General features: G+C 38.1%; 14 protein-coding genes. 5 read left to right on the top strand and 9 right to left on the bottom strand.

Annotation, left to right across the window (positions count from 1 at the left end; all coding sequences use genetic code 11):
* Positions 1–78: 78 nt before the first annotated feature.
* On the bottom strand, positions 79–1,536 hold the full coding sequence (locus WBM60_RS00515) for an SLC13 family permease (RefSeq protein WP_424260496.1): 1,458 nt from the start codon (positions 1,534–1,536) through the stop codon (positions 79–81).
* Positions 1,537–1,767: 231 nt separating this feature from the next.
* Between WBM60_RS00515 and gyrB the strand changes: the two genes are divergently transcribed.
* Complete coding sequence (gyrB, locus tag WBM60_RS00510; RefSeq protein ID WP_424260494.1) at positions 1,768–3,708, top strand: DNA topoisomerase (ATP-hydrolyzing) subunit B; 1,941 nt, start codon at positions 1,768–1,770, stop codon at positions 3,706–3,708.
* Between the two features lie 157 nt (positions 3,709–3,865).
* On the opposite strand, the gene WBM60_RS00505 is transcribed toward gyrB, so the two are convergent.
* The gene (locus WBM60_RS00505; protein WP_424282624.1) at positions 3,866–4,237 is read right to left on the bottom strand and encodes a hypothetical protein; all 372 of its coding nucleotides are present in this window, start codon (positions 4,235–4,237) and stop codon (positions 3,866–3,868) included.
* A gap of 254 nt (positions 4,238–4,491) precedes the next feature.
* Between WBM60_RS00505 and WBM60_RS00500 the strand changes: the two genes are divergently transcribed.
* Entirely contained in the window at positions 4,492–5,418 is a 927-nt protein-coding gene (locus WBM60_RS00500; protein ID WP_424277301.1) for a malate dehydrogenase, read from the top strand.
* Positions 5,419–5,707: 289 nt separating this feature from the next.
* Positions 5,708–8,668 carry a protein translocase subunit SecDF gene (gene secDF / locus WBM60_RS00495; protein ID WP_424260488.1) on the top strand — a complete coding sequence of 987 codons (2,961 nt, stop codon included), beginning with the start codon at positions 5,708–5,710 and terminating at the stop codon, positions 8,666–8,668.
* A 127-nt stretch (positions 8,669–8,795) separates the two neighbouring features.
* Here the strand turns inward: secDF and WBM60_RS00490 are convergent, their stop codons facing one another.
* From WBM60_RS00490 to WBM60_RS00480, 3 genes are all read right to left on the bottom strand, one after another.
* Complete coding sequence (locus WBM60_RS00490) at positions 8,796–8,987, bottom strand: cold-shock protein (protein ID WP_299160677.1); 192 nt, start codon at positions 8,985–8,987, stop codon at positions 8,796–8,798.
* Positions 8,988–9,076: 89 nt separating this feature from the next.
* Positions 9,077–11,071, bottom strand: a complete 1,995-nt coding sequence (locus tag WBM60_RS00485) for a serine hydrolase (RefSeq protein ID WP_424278469.1) — start codon at positions 11,069–11,071, stop codon at positions 9,077–9,079.
* A gap of 89 nt (positions 11,072–11,160) precedes the next feature.
* A complete protein-coding gene (locus tag WBM60_RS00480; RefSeq protein ID WP_424277303.1) occupies positions 11,161–12,411 on the bottom strand; it encodes an ATP-binding cassette domain-containing protein in 1,251 nt (416 codons plus the stop codon).
* Positions 12,412–12,667: 256 nt separating this feature from the next.
* On the opposite strand from WBM60_RS00480, the gene WBM60_RS00475 reads away from it, so the two are divergent.
* A complete protein-coding gene (locus tag WBM60_RS00475) occupies positions 12,668–12,874 on the top strand; it encodes a YgaP family membrane protein (protein WP_299160686.1) in 207 nt (68 codons plus the stop codon).
* A 238-nt stretch (positions 12,875–13,112) separates the two neighbouring features.
* Positions 13,113–16,238, top strand: coding sequence for a cytochrome c biogenesis protein CcsA (gene ccsA, locus WBM60_RS00470; RefSeq protein WP_424279513.1), 3,126 nt, complete (start codon positions 13,113–13,115; stop codon positions 16,236–16,238).
* 10 nt (positions 16,239–16,248) lie between these two features.
* On the opposite strand, the gene WBM60_RS00465 is transcribed toward ccsA, so the two are convergent.
* From WBM60_RS00465 to WBM60_RS00450, 4 genes are all read right to left on the bottom strand, one after another.
* Positions 16,249–17,049 (bottom strand): hypothetical protein, encoded by an 801-nt coding sequence (locus WBM60_RS00465; RefSeq protein WP_424262539.1) that lies wholly within the window; start codon positions 17,047–17,049, stop codon positions 16,249–16,251.
* A complete protein-coding gene (locus WBM60_RS00460) occupies positions 17,046–18,641 on the bottom strand; it encodes a hypothetical protein (protein WP_424282623.1) in 1,596 nt (531 codons plus the stop codon). Before WBM60_RS00460 ends, WBM60_RS00465 begins: the two co-directional genes overlap by 4 nt.
* Positions 18,642–18,650: 9 nt before the next feature.
* Positions 18,651–20,093 carry a hypothetical protein gene (locus WBM60_RS00455; protein WP_424278472.1) on the bottom strand — a complete coding sequence of 481 codons (1,443 nt, stop codon included), beginning with the start codon at positions 20,091–20,093 and terminating at the stop codon, positions 18,651–18,653.
* Positions 20,072–21,565: cytochrome c3 family protein (locus tag WBM60_RS00450; RefSeq protein ID WP_424282622.1), on the bottom strand; the 1,494-nt coding region annotated here is incomplete at its 5' end. The genes WBM60_RS00455 and WBM60_RS00450, both read right to left, overlap by 22 nt.

Raw genomic sequence — 21,565 nt, 5'->3', positions numbered from 1 at the left:
AAAGGAATTAGCTATTGAATTTTTAATTAGTCCTTTAGAAGCACCAATACATTGGTGCTTCTTTTGTTAAAAAAACAACTAGTATACCTTATAAAGTACCATAAAAATAAGAATCACTACTGCGGTAATAAATAAGGGTCCAGCAATACCAAGCACAATACCACCAGATCTAAAATCCTTTTGTTCTAATTTCCCCGTACTGTAGGCTATAGCATTAGGCGGAGTAGAAATTGGTAAAAACAAGGCCGCAGACGCACTTAAACCTATTACAAGGGGTAACACCACAGGGTTATTAAAAGTTAGAATTATACTTATAGGAATTAAGATGGTAGCTGTTGCGGTATTACTCATAATATTAGACATAACTACCGTTAAAAAGGCAAAACTAATAGCCAGGACATAAAAATTAAGATCGTACTGCTGTATTTTTTCAACATAAAAGCTGGCCAACCCTGTTTCTTTTATTGCAAGACCCAAGGCAAGTCCACCTGCAACAAGCATCAAAGTATCCCAAGGTAGTTTACGAACATCATCACCATTTATTATTCCAAACATAGTAAGAAGAATAATGGGAAGCAGGGATACTACTGAGGCAGGAATTCCATGCAGCTTTTCAGTAAGCCATAATAGTAAAGTAATGAACAGCACAGCTAAAACAACCTGTTTTTTGATTCGGTCAAATTTGTAGGTGGAGCTGGTTAAATCGACGGTTTCTTCTTCTAATTCTATTTTCATGCTCTTTTTTCTTGCAAGATATTTTTTGGACAGGATAAACCAGAACATCACGGTTAATATCAAGGCAATGGGAAAGCCTACCATCATCCACTCCAAAAAGCCAATATCTATCCCGTTGTTATTTAATGCTTCTACGGCAATGGCATTAGGGGGTGAACCAATTAGTGTTCCCATTCCCCCAATAGATGCTGAGCCGGCAATCCCGATCAGAATAGCTTTGGAGAAAGGAGAGTCCTTATCAAGGGTATTAATAAAAGGTAATACAGACGCGATCATCATAGCAGTTGTAGCTGTATTGGACATGATCATAGAGAAAAGTGCCGTAGTAAGCATTATGCCCAACAAAACATACTTGGGAGAAGTGCCAAATCTGGAAATAGAAATTTTAAAAACTTCGCGATCCAATTTAGTTTTACTCATAGCTTCGGCCATAAAAAAACCTCCGAGCATAAGCCAGATGACACTGCTGGACCATGAATTTATGTACTCTACGTAATGAGACCTTACATTCTCGGGGTCTATTTGGGAATAATAGCTATTCATAGCAAAAATTAAAAATCCGAATACCAATAGGCCTACTGCAAATGGAGGTATGGCTTCTGTAACCCAAAGACCAATCGACAGGAACAAAAGAAAAAGTACATAGATCTGGGCCTGATCCATAGCAGGTTCATAAAGAGCGTATGTAATAGCGAAAGAAAAAATAATACTCAACAGAAAGTAGATAACCCTGCTTTGTACATCAACTACTTTCTGAATATGAGACATTAGATTTAATGAAACTCCCCTGGAATCTGCCATGTTTATCTGAATTTATTTTAGATGGGACAAAAATACATAGTAAAGGGTCCAAAAAACCTAATAAATGTCATGATAATTTGCAAAACCCTTTCAATGGTTATGCACATCACAAATTGTTGTTAAATTGTTGATAACTTAAGGGCTTGGTATATGCACAAACACTACATTCTATAGGGGATTGCCTATATTTGTAAGATTGCTAAAAATTAAATAAAACACTTAAATTATTCTATGAGCGAAGAAGCTAAAAACAAAGAATATTCCGCTGACAGTATTCAGGCATTAGAGGGTATTGAGCATGTGCGTATGAGGCCGTCTATGTATATTGGAGATATAGGAGTCAGGGGGTTACATCATTTGGTTTATGAAGTAGTAGATAATTCAATTGATGAAGCAATGGGAGGCCATTGCGATGCTATTGAAGTTGTCATTAATGAGGATAATTCAATTACCACAAAAGATAATGGCAGGGGAATACCGGTGGATCTCCATAAGAAAGAAGGGATATCTGCTCTTGAAGTAGTAATGACCAAAATTGGAGCTGGAGGAAAATTTGACAAAGATTCTTATAAGGTTTCAGGTGGTTTACACGGGGTAGGCGTTTCCGTTGTAAATGCTCTTTCAGATCATTTAAAGGCATCTGTTCACAGAGATGGCAAAGTATGGGAACAAGAATACGAAAGAGGAAAATCACTATATCCCGTTAAAAGTGTTGGAGAATCAAACGAAACGGGCACTATTATAACCTTTCACCCGGATGTCGAAATTTTTACCCAAACTATAGAATATAGTTACGAAACTTTGTCCAACCGCATGAGGGAACTTTCTTATTTGAATAAGGGAGTTACAATTAGTATTACGGATAGACGTCAAAAAGACGAAGAAGGTAATTTTGTGTCTGACACCTTTTATTCAGATCAGGGTTTAAAAGAATTTGTACGTTTTTTAGATAGCAATAGGGAACCCTTGATCAAGGATGTAATAGCTATGGAGGGCGAAAAAAATGGTATTCCTGTTGAGGTGGCTATGATCTATAACAATAGTTATACTGAAAACTTACACTCATATGTAAACAACATCAATACACACGAAGGCGGAACACATCTTTCGGGATTCAGAAGGGGGCTTACCACAACTTTGAAGAAATATGCTGATAGTTCAGGGATGTTGGATAAAGTGAAATTTGAGGTTGCGGGAGATGATTTCAGAGAAGGCCTAACAGCGATTATTTCGGTAAAAGTTGGAGAGCCTCAGTTTGAAGGACAAACCAAGACAAAACTTGGGAACAGAGAAGTTTCTTCTGCTGTTAGCCAGTCGGTTTCAGAGATGCTTACTAATTATCTGGAGGAACATCCTGACGATGCGAAAATTATTGTTCAAAAGGTTATACTTGCTGCTCAGGCACGCCATGCTGCGACAAAAGCACGGGAAATGGTACAACGAAAAACAGTAATGAGTATCGGAGGTTTACCGGGAAAATTGTCTGACTGTTCTGAGCAGGATCCAACCTTATGTGAAGTCTTTCTGGTAGAGGGAGATTCCGCAGGGGGAACTGCGAAACAGGGCCGCGATAGAAATTTTCAGGCAATATTGCCACTTCGTGGTAAAATCTTGAATGTTGAAAAAGCAATGCAACATAAGGTGTTTGAAAATGAAGAAATAAAGAATATTTATACTGCGCTTGGCGTAACCATAGGAACTGAGGAAGATAGTAAAGCCCTGAATCTTGAAAAACTGCGATATCATAAAGTGGTGATCATGTGTGATGCGGATGTAGATGGAAGTCATATTGAAACATTAATACTAACTTTTTTCTTTAGATACATGCGGGAATTAATAGAAGGCGGTCATGTTTATATTGCAACTCCACCTCTTTATCTCGTTAAAAAGGGCAGTAAAAAACGTTATGCCTGGAATGATAAGGAACGAGATGAAATTGTTGAAAGTTTTGGAGGTAGCGCCCCAATACAACGCTATAAAGGTTTGGGTGAAATGAATGCGGAGCAGCTTTGGGATACCACTATGAATCCGTCGTTCAGGACCTTAAGACAGGTTACTATTGATAACGCTACTGAAGCTGACAGAATATTCTCCATGTTAATGGGAGACGAAGTTCCACCAAGAAGGGAGTTTATTGAGAAAAATGCTGTTTATGCGAATATTGATGTATAACCCGTAATAATTAAAAGTAAAAATCCCGATGTGAAAGCTTCGGGATTTTTTTTAGGTATAAGTTTCCATTCTATTCCTGGGAGGTATTTAGCTTAAATAAAAAAGCAGCCTTTTAAAAAGACTGCTTTTAGTAACTATATGGAAAAAAATTGGGGAATTACTCTCGTTTTGCAAGGATAGCACCTTTTAAATCCTCCAGTAACATTCCTTCCGGAGACTCCTTCATGCTAACAATATCATTGATCATATCTGTTCCGGGATAGGAAATAGTATAAACGCCATCATCCTCTATCCAACTAAAATCGGTTTTAAAGTCCAGGTGAGACCCATTGTATTTTTGGTACCTTCCTAAATACACGTCATTGAAAATCCATTCTTGTCGGATGGTTAGTTTATTAGTTTCACTCGAATTAATAACGTCTACCCTGGACCAAATACCAATGACCGGATCATTATTTTCCGGGATTCTGGAACAGTTACTGGCTAATACAATAGCAATTATCGCCAGAAATGAGAAAAGCTTTTTCAATTTAAGTAGGTTTTAGATTTGGGATCTAATAATATTTCTAACGCTAATATTAAAATAGGTATTGTTAAAAATCGATGTAATACATAAGAATTTGTGTTTCTTCGTTGAATTGCATTTTATTTTAACATATTTATAAAACAATACACCTGGAAATCAAAACTTCGAGGGAAAATATATGTTGGTAATGAGTTCTTAAATCTGTTAAATTTCTGTAATTTGCCAGTCTTATCAATCACTTTAAAATATAGTATATCATGAAAGTTACAGTAGTTGGAGCGGGTGCTGTTGGTGCTAGTTGTGCCGAGTATATCGCCATTAAAAATTTTGCTTCGGAAGTTGTTTTACTCGATATTAAAGAAGGTTATGCTGAAGGAAAGGCGATGGACCTTATGCAGACGGCTTCTCTGAACGGTTTTGATACCACCATAACAGGTACGACAGGAGATTATTCGAGAACCGCTGATAGCGATATTGCAGTAATTACATCCGGGATTCCCAGAAAACCAGGTATGACTCGTGAGGAGCTGATTGGGATCAATGCGGGGATTGTGAAAACCGTTGCTTCAAATCTTTTAGAACATTCACCAAATGTAACTTTGATTGTAGTAAGTAACCCAATGGATACCATGACCTACCTGGTACATAAGACCACAAATCTTCCCAAAAATAAAATTATTGGTATGGGAGGGGCATTAGATAGTGCAAGATTTAAATATCGTTTGGCAGAGGCTCTTGATGCCCCTATCTCAGATATTGATGGAATGGTCATTGGCGGACATAGCGATACCGGTATGGTACCACTGGCCAGTCAGGCGGCACGAAATAGTGTAAAGGTTTCTGAATTTTTATCTGAGGAACGCCTCCAACAGGTAGTGGAAGACACAAAAGTGGGTGGTGCAACACTTACCAAACTTCTTGGTACAAGTGCATGGTATGCTCCTGGTGCTGCGGTATCAGCTTTGGTACAGGCCATTGCCTGTGATCAAAAAAAGATGTTTCCTTGTTCCACTTTCCTTGAGGGGGAATATGGCTTAAATGACATTTGTATAGGTGTTCCTGTATTACTCGGCAAGAACGGTATTGAAAGTATAGTAGAGATTTCCCTGAGTGATGCCGAAAAAACTAAAATGCAGGAGAGTGCTGTAGGGGTTAGAAATACAAATGGTTTGCTGGACGTATAGCATTGACCATTTTTTGATTTATAGGAAGCATCACTTAAGTGATGCTTCTTTTTTTGGGATGATTTTGGGCTGTAAAAAGTGTATTTCTATTATACCTGGGCTTCGGTAATTTTAAGGATATGATTGTTTTAAGGCCGTATTTTGAGAAGATTGGTTAAAGAAAGCTTTAAGGACAAAGGTCTTAACAGTTCTCTGACCCCTACAAATAACATAAATAAATTGTCAGTTCTTAAGGGAAATGATATATTTGCACGCTGTTTACAAATTCCATCAAAAAATCAATTAAACCATGCAGAATAAAGGACTTATAAAGCTATTTGCTTTCTTGTTCGGACTGGTAAGTATCTATCAACTTTCCTATACATTCATTACCGCTAAGGTAGAAAAAGATGCAGCATTGTTTGCGACATCTGCCGTTTCACCCTCTGAAGAGGATTACGTGGCTAAAAGAGAAGGGGTTGAAGCTATTTATTTAGATTCCATTGGAGCAAATCCTATTTTGGGTTATACGAGTTATGACGATGCAAAGAAAAAGGAACTAAATAAAGGTCTGGATCTTAAGGGAGGTATTAATGTTACGCTACAGATATCGGTAAAAGATATTTTAAAGGGCCTTGCGGACAATACCAAAAACCCAATCTTTAATAAGGCATTGGCCGACGCTGATGTAGCCTCTAAAGATAGCGACGAAACTTATATTGATCTGTTCTTTGAAGCGTTTGACAATATAAAAGGAGACGCAAAATTGGCTTCCCCGGATATTTTTGCAAATAAAGGTCTGAGTGATGAGATCAATTTTCAAATGACTGATGATGAGGTTAAGCCTATAATCCGTCGAAAAATTGATGAATCTGTTGTATCGGCCTTTGAGGTTTTACGCGAACGAATTGATGGTTTTGGGGTTACACAGCCCAACATTCAGCGTGAAGGTAATTCCGGAAGGATTTTAGTTGAATTACCCGGAGCACGAGACATTGCAAGAGCACAGGACTTACTGTCAAGTACCGCGCAATTAGAGTTTTGGGAAACCTATGAACCCGGAAATCAAAGCCTTATAAATTTCTTTATTCAGGCCAATGACCGTCTGAAAACCTTGGTAGAGGACACCGAGGAGGATGCTGTGGTTAAGGAAGAATCTGAGATAGATTCCTTGCTCTCTGATGTAACGCAGGATTCTTTAGATGTAGCCACTGAGAGAAATCCGTTATTTGAAAAATTACAGTTAAGCGGTCCTGGTTTTGCTGTTGGTATTGCTGCCATTAAGGATACAGCCGAAATAGGCTCATACCTTCGTATGCCGGAGGTGAGACGTCTTTTACCTGCTGATGTACAATTCACTAAGTTTCTATGGGAACGGCCAACAAAGGATTCCGAAGTAGCGTCTTTATATGCCTTGAAATCTAACCGTGACAATACCCCCAGAATTAGTGGTGATGTAGTGAGTGATGCCAGAGACCAGTTTGACCAGTTTAACAGGCCGGCTGTGGGTATGGATATGAACGTAAAAGGTGCTAAGCTATGGGAAAAACTAACAAGCGAAGCGAACCTTAATAATACGGGAATAGCAATTGTCCTGGATAATAAAGTATATACCGCACCAGGAGTTTCTCAGGTAGGTGGAATATCCGGAGGAAGCTCTGAAATTACAGGAACTTTTACCGTAAATGAAACCAAAGATATTGCCAACGTGCTAAGGGCTGGTAAATTGCCTGCTTCTGCAGAGATTATTGATTCTTTTGTAGTTGGACCTTCGTTAGGGCAGGAAGCTATAGACAGCGGCTTTATGTCCTTTCTGATTGCCATGGTTTTTGTTTTATTATGGATGGTCTTCTATTACGGTAAAGCAGGAATCTTTGCCGATATCGCTTTAAGTTTCAACATTGTTCTCATTTTTGGCGTATTAGCCAGTTTGGGCGCAGTGCTTACCTTACCCGGTATTGCAGGTATTGTATTGACCATAGGTATGTCTGTTGATGCCAATGTTTTAATATTTGAACGGATTAAGGAAGAATTGGCTAAAGGGAAAGGTAAAGGGCAAGCTATCTCCGATGGTTTCTCAAATGCATTATCGTCCATTCTGGATGCAAACATAACAACAGGACTTACTGCAATTATATTATTGATTTTTGGTAGTGGTCCTATTAAAGGTTTTGCCACCACCTTAATTATTGGTATTCTAACTTCATTGTTTACCGCAATTTTTGTTACAAGGTTATTGGTGGATTGGTATATATCAGGAAAAGGAAGAACTCTGGACTTTTCAACTGCAATCACCAAAAACCTGTTTAAGAATTTAAACATCAATTTCCTAAGCAAGAGAAAAATATCATATGTTCTTTCATTTATTTTAGTTGCTGTAGGATTGTTCTCCTTATTTACTCAAGGCCTGGACGAAGGTGTCGACTTTGTAGGAGGGCGTAATTACCAGATTCGTTTTGTAAACCCGGTTAGTCCTTCAGAAATAACCAATGAGTTATCTGATGCCTTGGGAAGTGCCAGTGCCAAGACTTTTGGCGACGCAAACCAGATCATGGTAACAACCAAGTATAAGGTAGATGTTCAAGGTACAGAAGTAGATGATGAAATATTAGGAATTTTATATACATCTCTACAAAAATATTTACCCGATGGAGCCACATATGAGGATTTTATCCCAGGTGGGACCAATGGTGATATTGGCGTACTTAAGTACCGAAAGGTTGGACCAACCATCGCAGATGATATCAAGAAAAATGCACTTTGGGCTATTTTCGGCTCCTTGGCCATAGTTTTTCTGTATATTTTGCTTCGCTTCCGGAAATGGCAGTATTCCCTGGGTGCTGTTGTAGCGGTTTTCCATGATGTATTGATAGTATTGGGGATCTTCTCATTGACCAGTAAAGTAATGCCTTTTAGCATGGAAGTAGACCAGGCATTTATAGCGGCCATTTTGACCGTAATTGGTTATTCCCTGAATGATACCGTGGTGGTTTTCGACCGTATTAGGGAAATGGTAAGCGAACATGGCTGGAAAGGCGGGGATAATATCAACAACGCCTTGAATAGTACATTAAGCAGAACCTTAAATACGTCACTTACCACTCTTGTAGTATTATTGTCCATTTTTGTTTTTGGCGGAGAGTCCTTAAGAGGATTTATGTTCGCCATGATCATTGGAGTAATAGTAGGTACGTATTCTTCGCTGTTTATAGCAACACCAGTAATGTTTGATACGCTTCGCAGTAAAATATCAGGGGAGAAAAAGGATTAAGTTTTATTAAAAAGTATTAAAAGCCGCAAAACTCAATAAGAAGTTTTGCGGTTTATTTTTTTCTTATATGCAAAAAAAAACCCGTCAATTAAGACGGGCTTTTTAAAAAATCGTTAAATATTAAGGATTAAACTACCTCAACATTTATTGCGTTTAAACCTTTAGGGCTTTCTTCTAGATCGTAGCTAACTTTATCTCCCTCTGAAATCTCTTCGGTTAATCCACTAGCATGGACAAATACGTCTTTGTCTCCTTCATCCGGAGTGATAAATCCAAAACCTTTTGCGTTGTTGAAAAATTTTACTGTACCGTTACTCATGATTATATATTAAATTAGCCGCAAAGGTAAGTTAATATCCTTCAAATTAAGTATATAAGACAATAATTTTCCATCTAGCCATAGTTTTTTCACTTTTCCTTAAGAAAAAGCAGATTCCTAACCCTACCTGATGATACTTTACAGCCGCTTATTTTATCATCTGCATCCTTAATAAATTCAATCTTTTTAAAAAACCATTCACTTCCGGAAAACATATCTTTTTTAATAGGATCCAATGTAATGTCGCCATGCCTGCTATGTCTGGCAATTAATTTATCGCCTTCTATCATGAATTCGTATACTGTGGATAGTTCTTCACTGTAAAAATTCCCTGTATATTTTGATAAATCAACAGACGATTTATCAAACGCAATGATTCTTGACGCATTCATGATCTGCCCTCCCTGTTCCAGCTTAAAACTCTCAACTTTTTCATCCTCAGCGGGAATAAACGTAATTTCAGCTTCCACTTCTGCAATTTTAAATTTAGTTTGCGATACCGGGATTAAGGATACCATTTCTTGCCCGGTTGCCTGTGCTAATAATTGACCACTATCTTCAGTTATACTTATATTAAATCCTGGTTGCAATTCATAGTCACCCATATAGGATTTTATAGTTTTTTGATCTATGGTAATTTTATCATCACCTGTATCTGGGGCGGCTATATCATTCTTAGGCTTTGTTTTTATAAGTTCCCTTAGATAAATATCCGTTATTTTATGTGCCATTGATCCTGGTCCAAAAGAGGCATCATTACTAAATACCACCACTGAAAAATTGTGATCAGGAAAGCGGGTCAGGTATGACCGGTATCCTGCATCTGCTCCTCCATGTTGAATCTCATTCAATCCTTTATACTCTCCGACAAATTGCCCGAGTGCTCCCCCAAATGTCTTGCCGCTATTCAGAACGGCAGGAGTATTCATTTTCGTAATCAATTCAGGACTCCCTATTTTTGGAGATGAAAAGTTCAATGCCCACAGACTTAGATCTTCAACAGTGGTGAAAAGACTAGTTGCTCCAACGTTAGCATAGCTCAATACACTTTTTTTATAGCCGGTGTTATCTGAATGATAGGAATACGCCCTGTTTTTTACAATTTTTTCATGATCATCATAGAACAATGTATTATTCATTTTTAAAGGTTTAAAAATGCGTTCCTTTGTAAATGTTGCAAAGGAAACTCCAGACACCCGCGCAACCACTTCAGCTAATAGGGTAAAACCGGTATTACAATACATATACTCCTCTCCCGGATCAAAATTAAGTTCCTGTTGTTTACTTATTAGTTTAAGTACATGCTCCTTTGTTATAACATCGTCCAGCCGCCAACCTGCCATGGCTAATAAATTCCATTGATCCCTTAAACCGCTGGTGTGACTTGCTAAATGCCTTAGAGTGATGGTTTTACCAAAATCTGGTACTTCCGGGATATACTTTCTTATATCGTCATCGAGTTTTAATTTTCCTTCACTTTCTAACAATAGTATGGAGAAAGCTGTAAACTGTTTGGAAACAGAAGCAATATGAAATATGGTTGAAGGAACTATTGGTATATCATACTCCAAATTGGACATCCCGTACCCTTTTTTATAGACAATTGCACCGTTTTGGACCACGGCAACCGCTGCTCCCGGCGTTTCCTTGTTGTCCCAGACCGTAAACAATTCATCAACCTGCCCATTTAAAGTAACTGCCCGGGGCTTTATTTTTTCAAGGGATATTTGATATTTTCCCATAGGTTGATTCTCATCCAGCGGATAAACTTCCACAACATATTCACCATCAATGGTGGAAGTTAATGTTATGTATTCATAGCCGTTTTTACCATTGGGACTATCAAAGTCCTTAATTTTATTACCGTTTACATCATAAGTAGTTATTTTCAGATCAATACCCTGTTGCATCAACTTAAAAAAGGCAAACTGATCCCTAGCCATCACCACCTTATATTGATGTGTTTCTTTCGCTAATATTTCTGCAGAAATTGGAGTTCCTTCACTTAACTCCCCTTTCAGAAATTGAGCATTTAATGATACGGATAGAAAAATAATGAAAAGGGTAACTTTCGATTTAACCATGCAATAATTCAGATTTTAATTTTACTTTTTCCTTATTGAGTTTATACATATTAGAAACGACTGAATGTCTAATTTGTAACCAGAGTAATTTATTTTTTGTTATCTATCACCTTTCCAACAGATCCCTCAGGGGTCAATTCTAATTGATATATAAAATGTGATTTCAATTCCGGTTCCTTCCTGTGCGAGACAAAAACTATTGTTGTCTGGCTTTCTTCCGCCATTTTATTTACGAGGGCAACTACAAGAGCAGCGCTCGCATCGTCTAAACCAGCTGTTGGTTCATCCAATATTAAAAGAAGAGGATGTTTAATCATCGCTCTAACGCACATAATAAGTCGTTGCTGGCCAAGACTTAGGTCGTGAAAATAACGGTCTTTTTTGTCTTCCATATTTACTAAAGCCAGCCATTCCCTGGCTACCCTGAGTTGAGCCTGACTGGGCTTGACATACAAGCCAATAGAATCTAAAAGCCCTGAAATCAGCATATTTTCCAGGCTGTGATAGCCCCTGAAGCGGTCTACCATAGCAGGGGTAAAGTAGCCTATATTTTTTTTGATATCCCAAACACTTTCCCCGCTCCCTTTCCGGGCTCCAAACAGAAATATATCCTGCCCGTAAGCTTTGGGGCTATCACCTGTAACCATCGAAAGGAGTGTTGTTTTGCCACTTCCATTTTTCCCTGCCAACTCCCAAAATTCTCCCGTTCGAATCTGCCAGTTAATATTTTTGAGAATTGGTTTCTCTTCATAGTGTACAGAAACATTTTTAAACCTAATTAAATGCTCATGTGAATAATTAAAGCGATTCAACGCTTGGGGAACATCTCGATAAAAAATCTTATTTTTTTTGGGTTCTATTAATGATAAGTCATTGATAACCAAAAAATCATTTAAGTCCAAACGTGAATAATTTGTAACAAAAGGAAGCAGGTCAGCCGACCTGCTGATAAGTTGAATAATTACAATGTGGTTTGATATATTTGTCAAAACTCCTTTGATCTGTTTTTGCGAATCCTGATCCAGATTATCAAATGGATTGTCCAGGATCAGGAAGTTTGGCTTTGTTTCTAAAAGATAATTTAAAAGCGCTTTTTTACGTTCCCCACTGCTCATAGATTGAAGGCTTTGTGAAGTCGCAGGGGTAAGGTGCTTTTGGTCGTGTCTAACTTCTTCTTCAATAAAATCATCCAGCGCCAGTTTAGAAAATAATGCCCCTTTCAATCCTTTTAAGCCCTCTAAACCCTGTGGCGGTTTAGCTTCTGCCAACAACTGCTGAATTAAGCCTTGCTTATTGGATTGATTATCTATAAAGACAGCCCAGTGTTGTTTTTGGGTCATAATATCCTGGATACTGGTTTTAAACAAATATAGCAGATAGCCATTTAATGTTTAATGACTTTATATTTATTAATTAAAAATAAATGGGTTAAGAATTTTTACTTTATATTTTATATATTTAGGATCCCCTTTGATGTTTATAATGTACTATGAGTAAAAAGGCAATAAAGCTAATACAGGCTTGCACGATTTGTTTGGGCTTAATAACGGGGCTAGTTTTCTTCCTGGACTTTATATTTAACTAAAATTAAATAATATGAAAAAGAATATGGGTTCAACAGATCGTTTTATACGGTTTATTGTAGCGGCTATTTTTATCGCACTCTATTTTACTAATACTGTAACAGGTATATGGGGTATAGTTTTATTAGTACTGGCAGGCGTATTTATCCTTACCAGTTTTGTTAGTTTTTGTCCTCTGTATGCTCCTTTCGGATTAAGTACATGTCCAAATAAGAAGTAGTTTGCATTAGTGACTTTTAAAGAACTGAAATTCAGGATTGGTTTTGTTGCGACCCTATGGAACAAGGCTGAACTGTAGCTGAAAATTAAATTTGGGATAATAATTCAATAATGTGATTTACCAACTTAAGATTTTAGACTAATTTAATTTTAACCCTTTTCGTATACTGTATAAAAACCTCCTTCGTTTGAAGTTAATTGAAAACAGCTAACTTTGAAAAGTAGCCCAAAGTACTTAAATGAAAAATTTTCTATCGAGAGCATCTAGAATTCTATTGCCATTATTTAACACCAGAGCCGCCGGACTGTATTTACTCCTATTTGCAGGGGCAATTGGTGTAGCCACCTTCATTGAAAATGATTTTGGCACCTCTGCGGCACAAAAAGTGGTTTATAAGGCCTGGTGGTTTGAACTCTTACTTATTCTTTTTAGCATTACCATAATAGTGAATATCATTAAATTCAGGATGGTGCAACAAAGGAAATGGCCATTACTATTATTTCATGGGGCTATTATCATCATTATTATAGGTGCAGGTATTACAAGATATCTTGGTTTTGAAGGTATTATGCACATCCGGGAAAACGACAGCGCTGAAAGCTTTATCTCCTCCAATACCTTTCTCAAGTTTAGGGTCACTGCGGAAAATCAGACTTATGAATTTGATGAGCCGGTTTTGTTTGCCTCATTGGGTAATAATAACTGGGAAGAATCCTACCTCATTGGCTCAGATTTAATCAATGTAAGAGTTAAGGATTTTATTCCTAATCCGAAAAAGAGCTTATCAGAGTCTATTGATGGCATTCCAACTTTGCAACTAGTAATTGGAGGTCTTAATGGGAGGGAAGAGTATTATATAAGTCTGGGCGAAACCAAACGTATTGGTAATGTGATTTATAATTTTAAAGACACCCCATTTCCCGATGCTTTTAACATTGCGATTCAAAATGAATCTCTTGTGTTTACAAGCAGCAAAGTACTTACGCAGACTGTTATGGCTACCCAGAAAAAGGATACTATTTATCCATCGGATACGGATTCCCCTCTTAAATTAAACGCCTTGTATACAGATGGGGTCAATAGTGTGGTTTTTTCCGATTTTAATAAAAAAGGGTCGGTGCAAATTGAATCTGCAGACCCTAAAGTGAAGAATGAAAGCCTAACCGCACTTTTAATGGAGGTCTCAGTTAACGGAGAATCAAAGGAAACCTATGTGTATAGTAGCAGGGGAAATGAAGGTCGGCCTGAATTGCTGACTTTTGATAATCTGAATGCATCCATTTCTTACGGTGCAAAGGAAATTAAAGTCCCTTTTAATATTAAGCTGAACAAATTTATTCTTGACAAATATCCCGGCACGAATAGCGCTTCTTCTTATGCAAGTGAAGTTACCCTTGTGGATGAACAGGAAAATGTAAAGATGGACTATCGCATCTTTATGAATAACATCCTGAATTATAAGGGATATCGATTTTTTCAATCCTCTTTTGACAGGGATGAGAAAGGCACTTACTTAAGTGTTAACAGTGATTTTTGGGGCACCTTAATTTCTTATATTGGATATGGCCTGCTTACATTGGGTATGCTGCTTACCTTGTTCAGCAAAAAAACAAGATTTCACCAACTCACCCAAAAGATTAAAAAATTACGGTCCAAAGGAGCGATATTTATTCCCTTATTCCTTTTATCGAGTTATTCGCTGACGGCTCAGTCTACCCCAGTTAATAGTTATGTTGAATATGCTGTTAATATGGATCATGCGGATAAATTCAGTAAGCTGGTAGTACAGGATTTTAAGGGACGTATGAAACCAGTGCATACCCTTTCAAGGGAATTGATGCGAAAATTGGCCCGTAAGGAAAGTTTATTTGGATTAACGGCAGACCAGATATTACTGAGCATGTTTGTTAATAAGCAGGAATGGTATGACGCAGGCATTATTAAGTTAGGAAAGCATAAGGACATTCATGAAAAACTAGGTGTTCCGGGAGATTATGCCTCCTATGCTGATTTTTTCTCAACCGATGGCAAATATAAACTCCAGGAAGAGGTAAGAAGAGTATATGGCCTTGAACCTATAGACAGAGGTGTCTTTGAAAAAGAATTGATAAAAATTGACGAGAGAGTGAATATTTTAAGCATGATCTTCTCGGGCACATTATTAAAAATAATTCCTACGCCCAACGATCCAAATAATACCTGGGTCGCAAACAGTGGGCATGCCCATGTTGAGAACGATGGTCATAACCACTCAGAGATAGCGGACAATTTTTTTAACAGCTATACAAAGACCCTGCAGGAGGCTATCAGTTCTGGCAATTACCTACAAGCGGATGGGCTTGTAGAAGAATTAAAAACATACCAAATTGAAAACGGAGGTTCCATAATGCCTTCAGAATCAAAGATCAATGCTGAAATATTATTAAATCGGCTTAATGTCTTTACCCGGTTGGCAATATTTTATATATTCCTGGGTTTAGCTTTATTGTTCTTTTTATTTTACTCGGTTTTCAAGCCCAACGCAAGTCTGAAAAAGGTATATCTGGTGTTATTTTCATTAATAGTTTTCGGTTTCGTATTACACACCATAGGACTTGGTTTACGTTGGTATGTTTCCGGCAGGGCACCCTGGAGCAACGGGTATGAATCTATGATCTATATTGCGTGGACCTCAACTTTGGCTGGGATACTGTTTACAAGAAAATCATTTGGTGGCCTTGCAGCGACCATGGTTTTGGCAGCCACAATTCTTTTTGTTTCAACATTGAGCTTCCTTGACCCCGAGATTACCCCATTGGTTCCGGTTCTAAAGTCTTACTGGCTAACCATACATGTATCTCTGATAGCAGGCAGTTATGGATTTTTAATGTTAGGGGCAATTATTGGCCTTATTAATCTTATTCTAATGATTTTCCTTACGGAATCTAACAAAACACGAATAAAAAGAATTGTTCAGGAAATGTCATATATCAGTGAACTAACCTTAATTGGAGGTTTGTTTATGGTAAGTGTTGGCACTTACTTGGGTGGTATATGGGCCAACGAATCCTGGGGGCGTTACTGGGGCTGGGATGCTAAAGAAACCTGGGCGCTGGTTACTATACTGGTCTATGCTTTTATTCTACATATGCGGTTGATTCCCAAATTAACAGGGCTTTTTGCTTATAATATCGCTACCATATTTGGATTAGCGTCAGTAATCATGACCTATTATGGGGTAAACTATTACCTCTCAGGTTTGCATTCTTATGCTACCGGAGACCCTGTACCAATACCAAGCTGGGTTTATATGGTAGTTATTTCAATATTTATTATTAGTATGCTGGCCTATTTTAAAAAGAGAAAGTATTCTATTATTTCTTAGGGCCACATAATTACTGCACAAGGGTGCCATTTTCAAGTATCAGGTCGTATTTGTAACCCGCACCGAAATCGCGATTTAGACTTACTACAGCGCGGATTGTTATTTGTTTACCTTCTGGCACAAAGGTATTTGTTGTAATAACCATGTCAAAATCGTCCTTACTGCCATCCTGAAGATGAATCCAGTTAAGACCCATAATATTGGGGTTTACTTTTACGCATGTACCACTAAGCTGAACAGAATGACCCTCATACTTTTTAGGGTCACCTACAAGCTCCGAAATTTGAATTGTTCCCTTGTGGACAACAGTTTTTTCGGTATGGGTAGGGATATCTTCTTTAACTACTATTTCTTTTTTGGCAGTACTGCCAGAAGCAGTAGAAGCCGCATGTTGGGAATGATCTTCTGAAACAAGATTTGATATAAGATAAATCTCATCGAAAATTCGGTTGTACTCTTTACTTTCAAAATTTGTTTTAAGTAAACCACCTCTGTAAAAATATACTTCGCCTTTGTTTATTTCTGCTTTCCTTGTAGCTATCCAAAACTCTTTTTCATCTTCTTTAACCCTGAGATAGACATATCTGGCCGTCGGAAGTACCTCTTCTACCACAACTTTATGCAACTCATTGCCAACCTCGGTTGTTGGGTTTGGAATTACGCGCGTTGCTGGATCTGGTGTAAAAATGCCATTGCCCTCCGTATTTCCTTTATCTGAGGATGGTGTAATTACCTTTGGACCGTTATTGCAGGCCATAGTGGATAATAATAGTGTTATGATTAAAAAGTAAGAGTTAAATTTTTGGTTCATCGCCTGTTTTTTTGTTTGCTATTAAATCGTTGGACTATTCTTGCGTATATTCTATAATTATTCTCAATTTCAGAAATTGCCATCTCGCCTGAGATACTGAATAACAAATTCCTGCTAATATTATAGGATAAATTTGTACCTATATAGTGTTGCAGAAATGTGTCTATCATACTGTAATAGTTATAATCTACAAATCTATAATAAAAGTCGGCAAATAACTTGTTTTTAACAAGATCCCTTGAATATCTTATGGAGCCAATATTAGTTAACAGATAATTAGATTCATTTCTGTTATAAGATAGTGATAATCTGCCTTCAATGCTTGGGATACGCGTCCAGGTCAAATATCCATATAAGTTGTCTGATTTGTTCTGTTCATCGCTTCGGAACCGTCTGGCATAACTGAAACCGGCCGAGATATATTTAAAAGGCCTAATATTTAGTCTTGCTCTTAACCCTTGACGGGCCAGATCATCATCTAGAAGTCGATCAATTTCTGATTGAAAAGTTTGGTAGTAGAGAATACGTTTTCGGGAATCATAAGAAAGCATCAGATTAACCTTTCTACTAATTCTATAGCGGGCAGAGATATATAAATTGGTAAGCCTGATATCATTAGCAGTCACTCCGTTTACTTTGCTGTATAAATCCAGTTCCAATGAAGAGAACAGATTAAGATTTTTAAAAATAGTGCTGTTGTGTTGAAAATAGGCAAATCGGCGATCTGTTTCACCCGCATTTTGTTGTTCCACAAATCCCAGCGTTGTCTGGGAATAAAACTTTTTGGCATCTGTCATTACCCCGGCATAACCGCCGTATTGTAGTAAATCTGAATTAAATCCATAATCAAATGTATCCGGCCGAAAACCACCTATTGCACCAATATAAAATTTACCAAAATATTTTTCAAGCTGTAGCCCGTCAATAGCACCAAGAGAGGAGATTTTCGGGTTTATATTTCTTCCAGCGATTACTGAAAGTGAAGGCAAAGCGTCATAACGCACAGACAAATTATATACCCTAAAAAAACTGTTCTGCGGCAGCGAGGTGCTATCTGCCTGTTCAAAGATATACCTGTAATTTAAATAGGTGTTAAAGGAGAATTTAGAATTGTTTATATGGTTGGCATTCATGGCGAGACGTGTCATTACACGTGTCCTGTTTTCTCTTTGACTATTAATGTTGCTATAGCCCGAAACCGAGACAGACCCGTTTATGTTCTCTGTATACATAGGCTCTATGGTTTCTTCCACAACCGGCGCGACCACTAGTAATTCTGTCAGTGCTTCCTGGTTAGTTTCGGTTTTTAGAACGTAGTTAAATAGCACTTCATCTCCCTTTTGTATTTCACAATCGTTAATAATTGAACATACACAGGATGTGGAAGACTTACTTTTGACCACTAAACAAGCCCTGTCCGTACCACCTAAATTTAAAGAGTCGCCCACCTCTATAAAAGATGTGTCATCAAATTTTACGTAGATGTTATTAGTGGTAACAAACGATACCTGCCCCTGGAGGAGTTTGTCCTGTCCAAACGCATTTGAAATTAAGGCCATAAAGGCTAGTATGAAATGTAATTTAAATTTCATAGATCCTTGTCAATCGCCATTGGGGTGGCATTCTAAACATGAGGAACTCAGATATTCGTACCCATTTACTTCACTGTGTTTATCATCCATTTCAGGCTGCGAATGACAGGTGAAACATGTAAAATCTGCATAATTAGATGGGTTAGCATGGCATTCCACACAATCGTTCCAAGCCTGCTGGTGTTTTCCGCTATAAATAGGGAAATATTGGCCATCATGGTCAAATTCCGCAGGAGTCCATCCCGGATTGGTAGTATGACAGGCCACACAATCGGTTGGAAAATTTGCCGCAAGGTGATTGGGGTTATTGGTTTGATCGTAATCAGATTGATGGCATGCAACACATTCCGGTGAGGCATCTGAATAATTGGGTGTAGTATGGCATTCGGTACAATCCTGAATATTATGACCCTGGGTTAGCGGAAAAAAGTCATGGTTAATAACTGCCGGCATCCAACCGGGATTTGTTGTATGACAGGATACACAATCTGTTGAGTACCCTGATGTTGTATGATTGGGGTTCTGAGTAGCCGCATAATCTTCCTGGTGACAAGTAACGCAATCAGGAGATGTGTCTGAATAATTGGGTGTGGTATGGCACTCGGTACAATCCTGAATATTATGACCCTGGGTTAGTGGGAAAAAGTCATGGTTAATAACTGCAGGCATCCAACCCGGGCTTGTGGTATGACAGGCTACACAATCTGTTGAAAAACCGGAAGTGGAATGATTCGGATTCTGTGTAGCTGCATAATCTTCCTGGTGGCAGGAAACACATTCAGGAGATACATCTGAGTAGTTACCTGTTGTATGGCATTCCGTACAATCTTGTATGTTGTGCCCCTCGGTTAACGGGAAAAAGTCGTGGTTTATGCTTTCGGAATCCCAACCAAATCCGAGTGGATTATGGCATTCAATACAATCTGTTGAAAATCCTGCTTGTTGGTGATTTGGATTTTGAGTAGCGGCATAGTCATCCTGATGACAGTCTATACATTCATTTCCCAAAGGGTCAATTCTAAGATTGCTACTATCTGTGTTATGGCACTCTATACAACTAAGATTACTATGAACTCCAACAAGAGGAAAACCATTTGCTTCATGAAGTTCGGGAATATTGTCTACCAGCCAGGTCTCAGAAGTATGGCATCTCACACAATCATTACCCACAGATTGGCTGTGAATATCAAGATGACAGGCAGCACAGTCCATAGGTGCCTGGTCAAATACATTAGTGCTATGGCATAGTATACAATCTACATTTGCATGAGTTCCCTCTAATTGAAAATCGGTTTTACTATGATCAAATTGAATGGTTTGGTAGTTGATGTTCCAACCTCCCGGGTTATGGCATTTAACACAATCCATATCCAGGTCATCACCATGAGGTGACTGAGCCAAAAGCGGTAAGCAGCCCAATAACAGGAATATTAGAGATGACAGTCTATACATTTAAATTTACCCAGTTTGTATATTACCTCTGTTTCTCCATTTGGAGAAGCAACTTCATGACATGCACTACACGCTATTTTTGCATGTTCTCCTTCCAATGGAAAGGCGGTACGGTTATGGTTAAATTTTTTTGGAAACCAGCTATCCGTTACATGGCATCTTGTACATTCTGTTACTCCCTCAATGGCAAATGTATCGTCATGAATATTTTCGTGACAAGTTATACACTGCCCCCCTAAATTGTTAAACGTTTGTTTAGAGGTAGTATTGTTATCGGACTTAACAAAATGACATTCTCGGCAATCTACCTCGGTGTGTTTGCCGTCTAACGGCCACTCTGTTAGGGCGTGATCAAAATTAACCAGGCTCCAGGCTTCATTTATATGACAAACCTTACAGTCCTCATTAGGATAGTATTTTTCGCTTATGTAGCCCTTATGGATATCCTGATGGCAATCTATGCAGTCTGTTCCGAGATTTCTAAAACTCCATCTATCTTCCTTTTCGCTTACATGGCAGGCGAAGCAAGGGGTTGCATTATGTGCCCCTTCCAAAGGAAAGGAAGAAGTTTGGTGTTGTTCAAGTGTGTAAAGGCTGTAATCAAAGCCATTTTCCAACGAATGGCATTCCACACAATCAGGAGAAACATCATTTACCTTGAATTCTCCCCTGTGGTAATCATCATGGCAATTTTTACAAGCCGAAAAGTCTATTGGAGTAGAAAATCTTTTTTCATGACATTGCCTGCAATCTACGGCAACATGTTTTCCTTCAAGAGGATAATCGGTGACAGTATGGTCAAAGAAATCCATGGATCTTAAGGATAGAAAGCTGCTTTCCCTGTGACATTTTATACATTCATTCCCATATTCCCCATTATGTACATCCGTATGGCAGCTTACACAACTGTTTTCACTGATTCTTCTTTTATCCTGAAAAACAGTCACAGGGTTACTGGTTTCAGCATGACATGCAAAACAGTCTGTAGTCTGATGACTCCCCTTTAATGTAAAATTGGTGGCATTGTGATCAAAATTTTCCTGCCCTGCAAAAGTGGCAAAAGAAGTTTCGGTATGGCATTGTGAACACTGCCCTGGTAATTGTTCATTATGAGGGTCCTGATGGCACGACATACAATCATCAAAAGGAATATCTTTAAATATTTGAAAATCCTTACCATTTCTTGTGGTTATCTGGTGGCATTCAATGCAATCCACATTCAAATGCTCTCCTTCTAATTTATAATCGGCCGTATCGTGGTCAAAATTTGAAGCGGGTTTAAAAGCTTCCATTGTATGGCATGCCATACAATCATTGGTAAGGGTTTTTTGGTGAACATCATCATGACAGGAAAGACATGATTCATCTAAGCCCAGAAATGTGTTTTTTCGCTTTTTCAGTTCTCTATCCTGGATATTTTCAGAAATATGGCATTTTTTGCAATCCACTTCCTCGTGTTTACCCTCTAATTC

The organism is Eudoraea sp., from assembly GCF_049669105.1.
Lineage (GTDB): Bacteria > Bacteroidota > Bacteroidia > Flavobacteriales > Flavobacteriaceae > Eudoraea.
This window is presented reverse-complemented; position numbering and strand designations above follow the sequence as displayed.

Bases quoted from the DNA above. Each gene is read 5' to 3' on its own strand.
- gyrB (WP_424260494.1), top strand. From the start codon at position 1,768: ATGAGCGAAGAAGCTAAAAACAAAGAATATTCCGCTGACAGTATTCAG.
- ccsA (WP_424279513.1), top strand. From the start codon at position 13,113: ATGAAAAATTTTCTATCGAGAGCATCTAGAATTCTATTGCCATTATTT.
- WBM60_RS00465 (WP_424262539.1), bottom strand. From the start codon at position 17,049: ATGAACCAAAAATTTAACTCTTACTTTTTAATCATAACACTATTATTA.
- WBM60_RS00515 (WP_424260496.1), bottom strand. From the start codon at position 1,536: ATGGCAGATTCCAGGGGAGTTTCATTAAATCTAATGTCTCATATTCAG.
- WBM60_RS00490 (WP_299160677.1), bottom strand. From the start codon at position 8,987: ATGAGTAACGGTACAGTAAAATTTTTCAACAACGCAAAAGGTTTTGGA.
- WBM60_RS00500 (WP_424277301.1), top strand. From the start codon at position 4,492: ATGAAAGTTACAGTAGTTGGAGCGGGTGCTGTTGGTGCTAGTTGTGCC.
- WBM60_RS00460 (WP_424282623.1), bottom strand. From the start codon at position 18,641: ATGAAATTTAAATTACATTTCATACTAGCCTTTATGGCCTTAATTTCA.
- WBM60_RS00480 (WP_424277303.1), bottom strand. From the start codon at position 12,411: ATGACCCAAAAACAACACTGGGCTGTCTTTATAGATAATCAATCCAAT.
- WBM60_RS00455 (WP_424278472.1), bottom strand. From the start codon at position 20,093: ATGTATAGACTGTCATCTCTAATATTCCTGTTATTGGGCTGCTTACCG.
- WBM60_RS00475 (WP_299160686.1), top strand. From the start codon at position 12,668: ATGAAAAAGAATATGGGTTCAACAGATCGTTTTATACGGTTTATTGTA.
- secDF (WP_424260488.1), top strand. From the start codon at position 5,708: ATGCAGAATAAAGGACTTATAAAGCTATTTGCTTTCTTGTTCGGACTG.
- WBM60_RS00485 (WP_424278469.1), bottom strand. From the start codon at position 11,071: ATGGTTAAATCGAAAGTTACCCTTTTCATTATTTTTCTATCCGTATCA.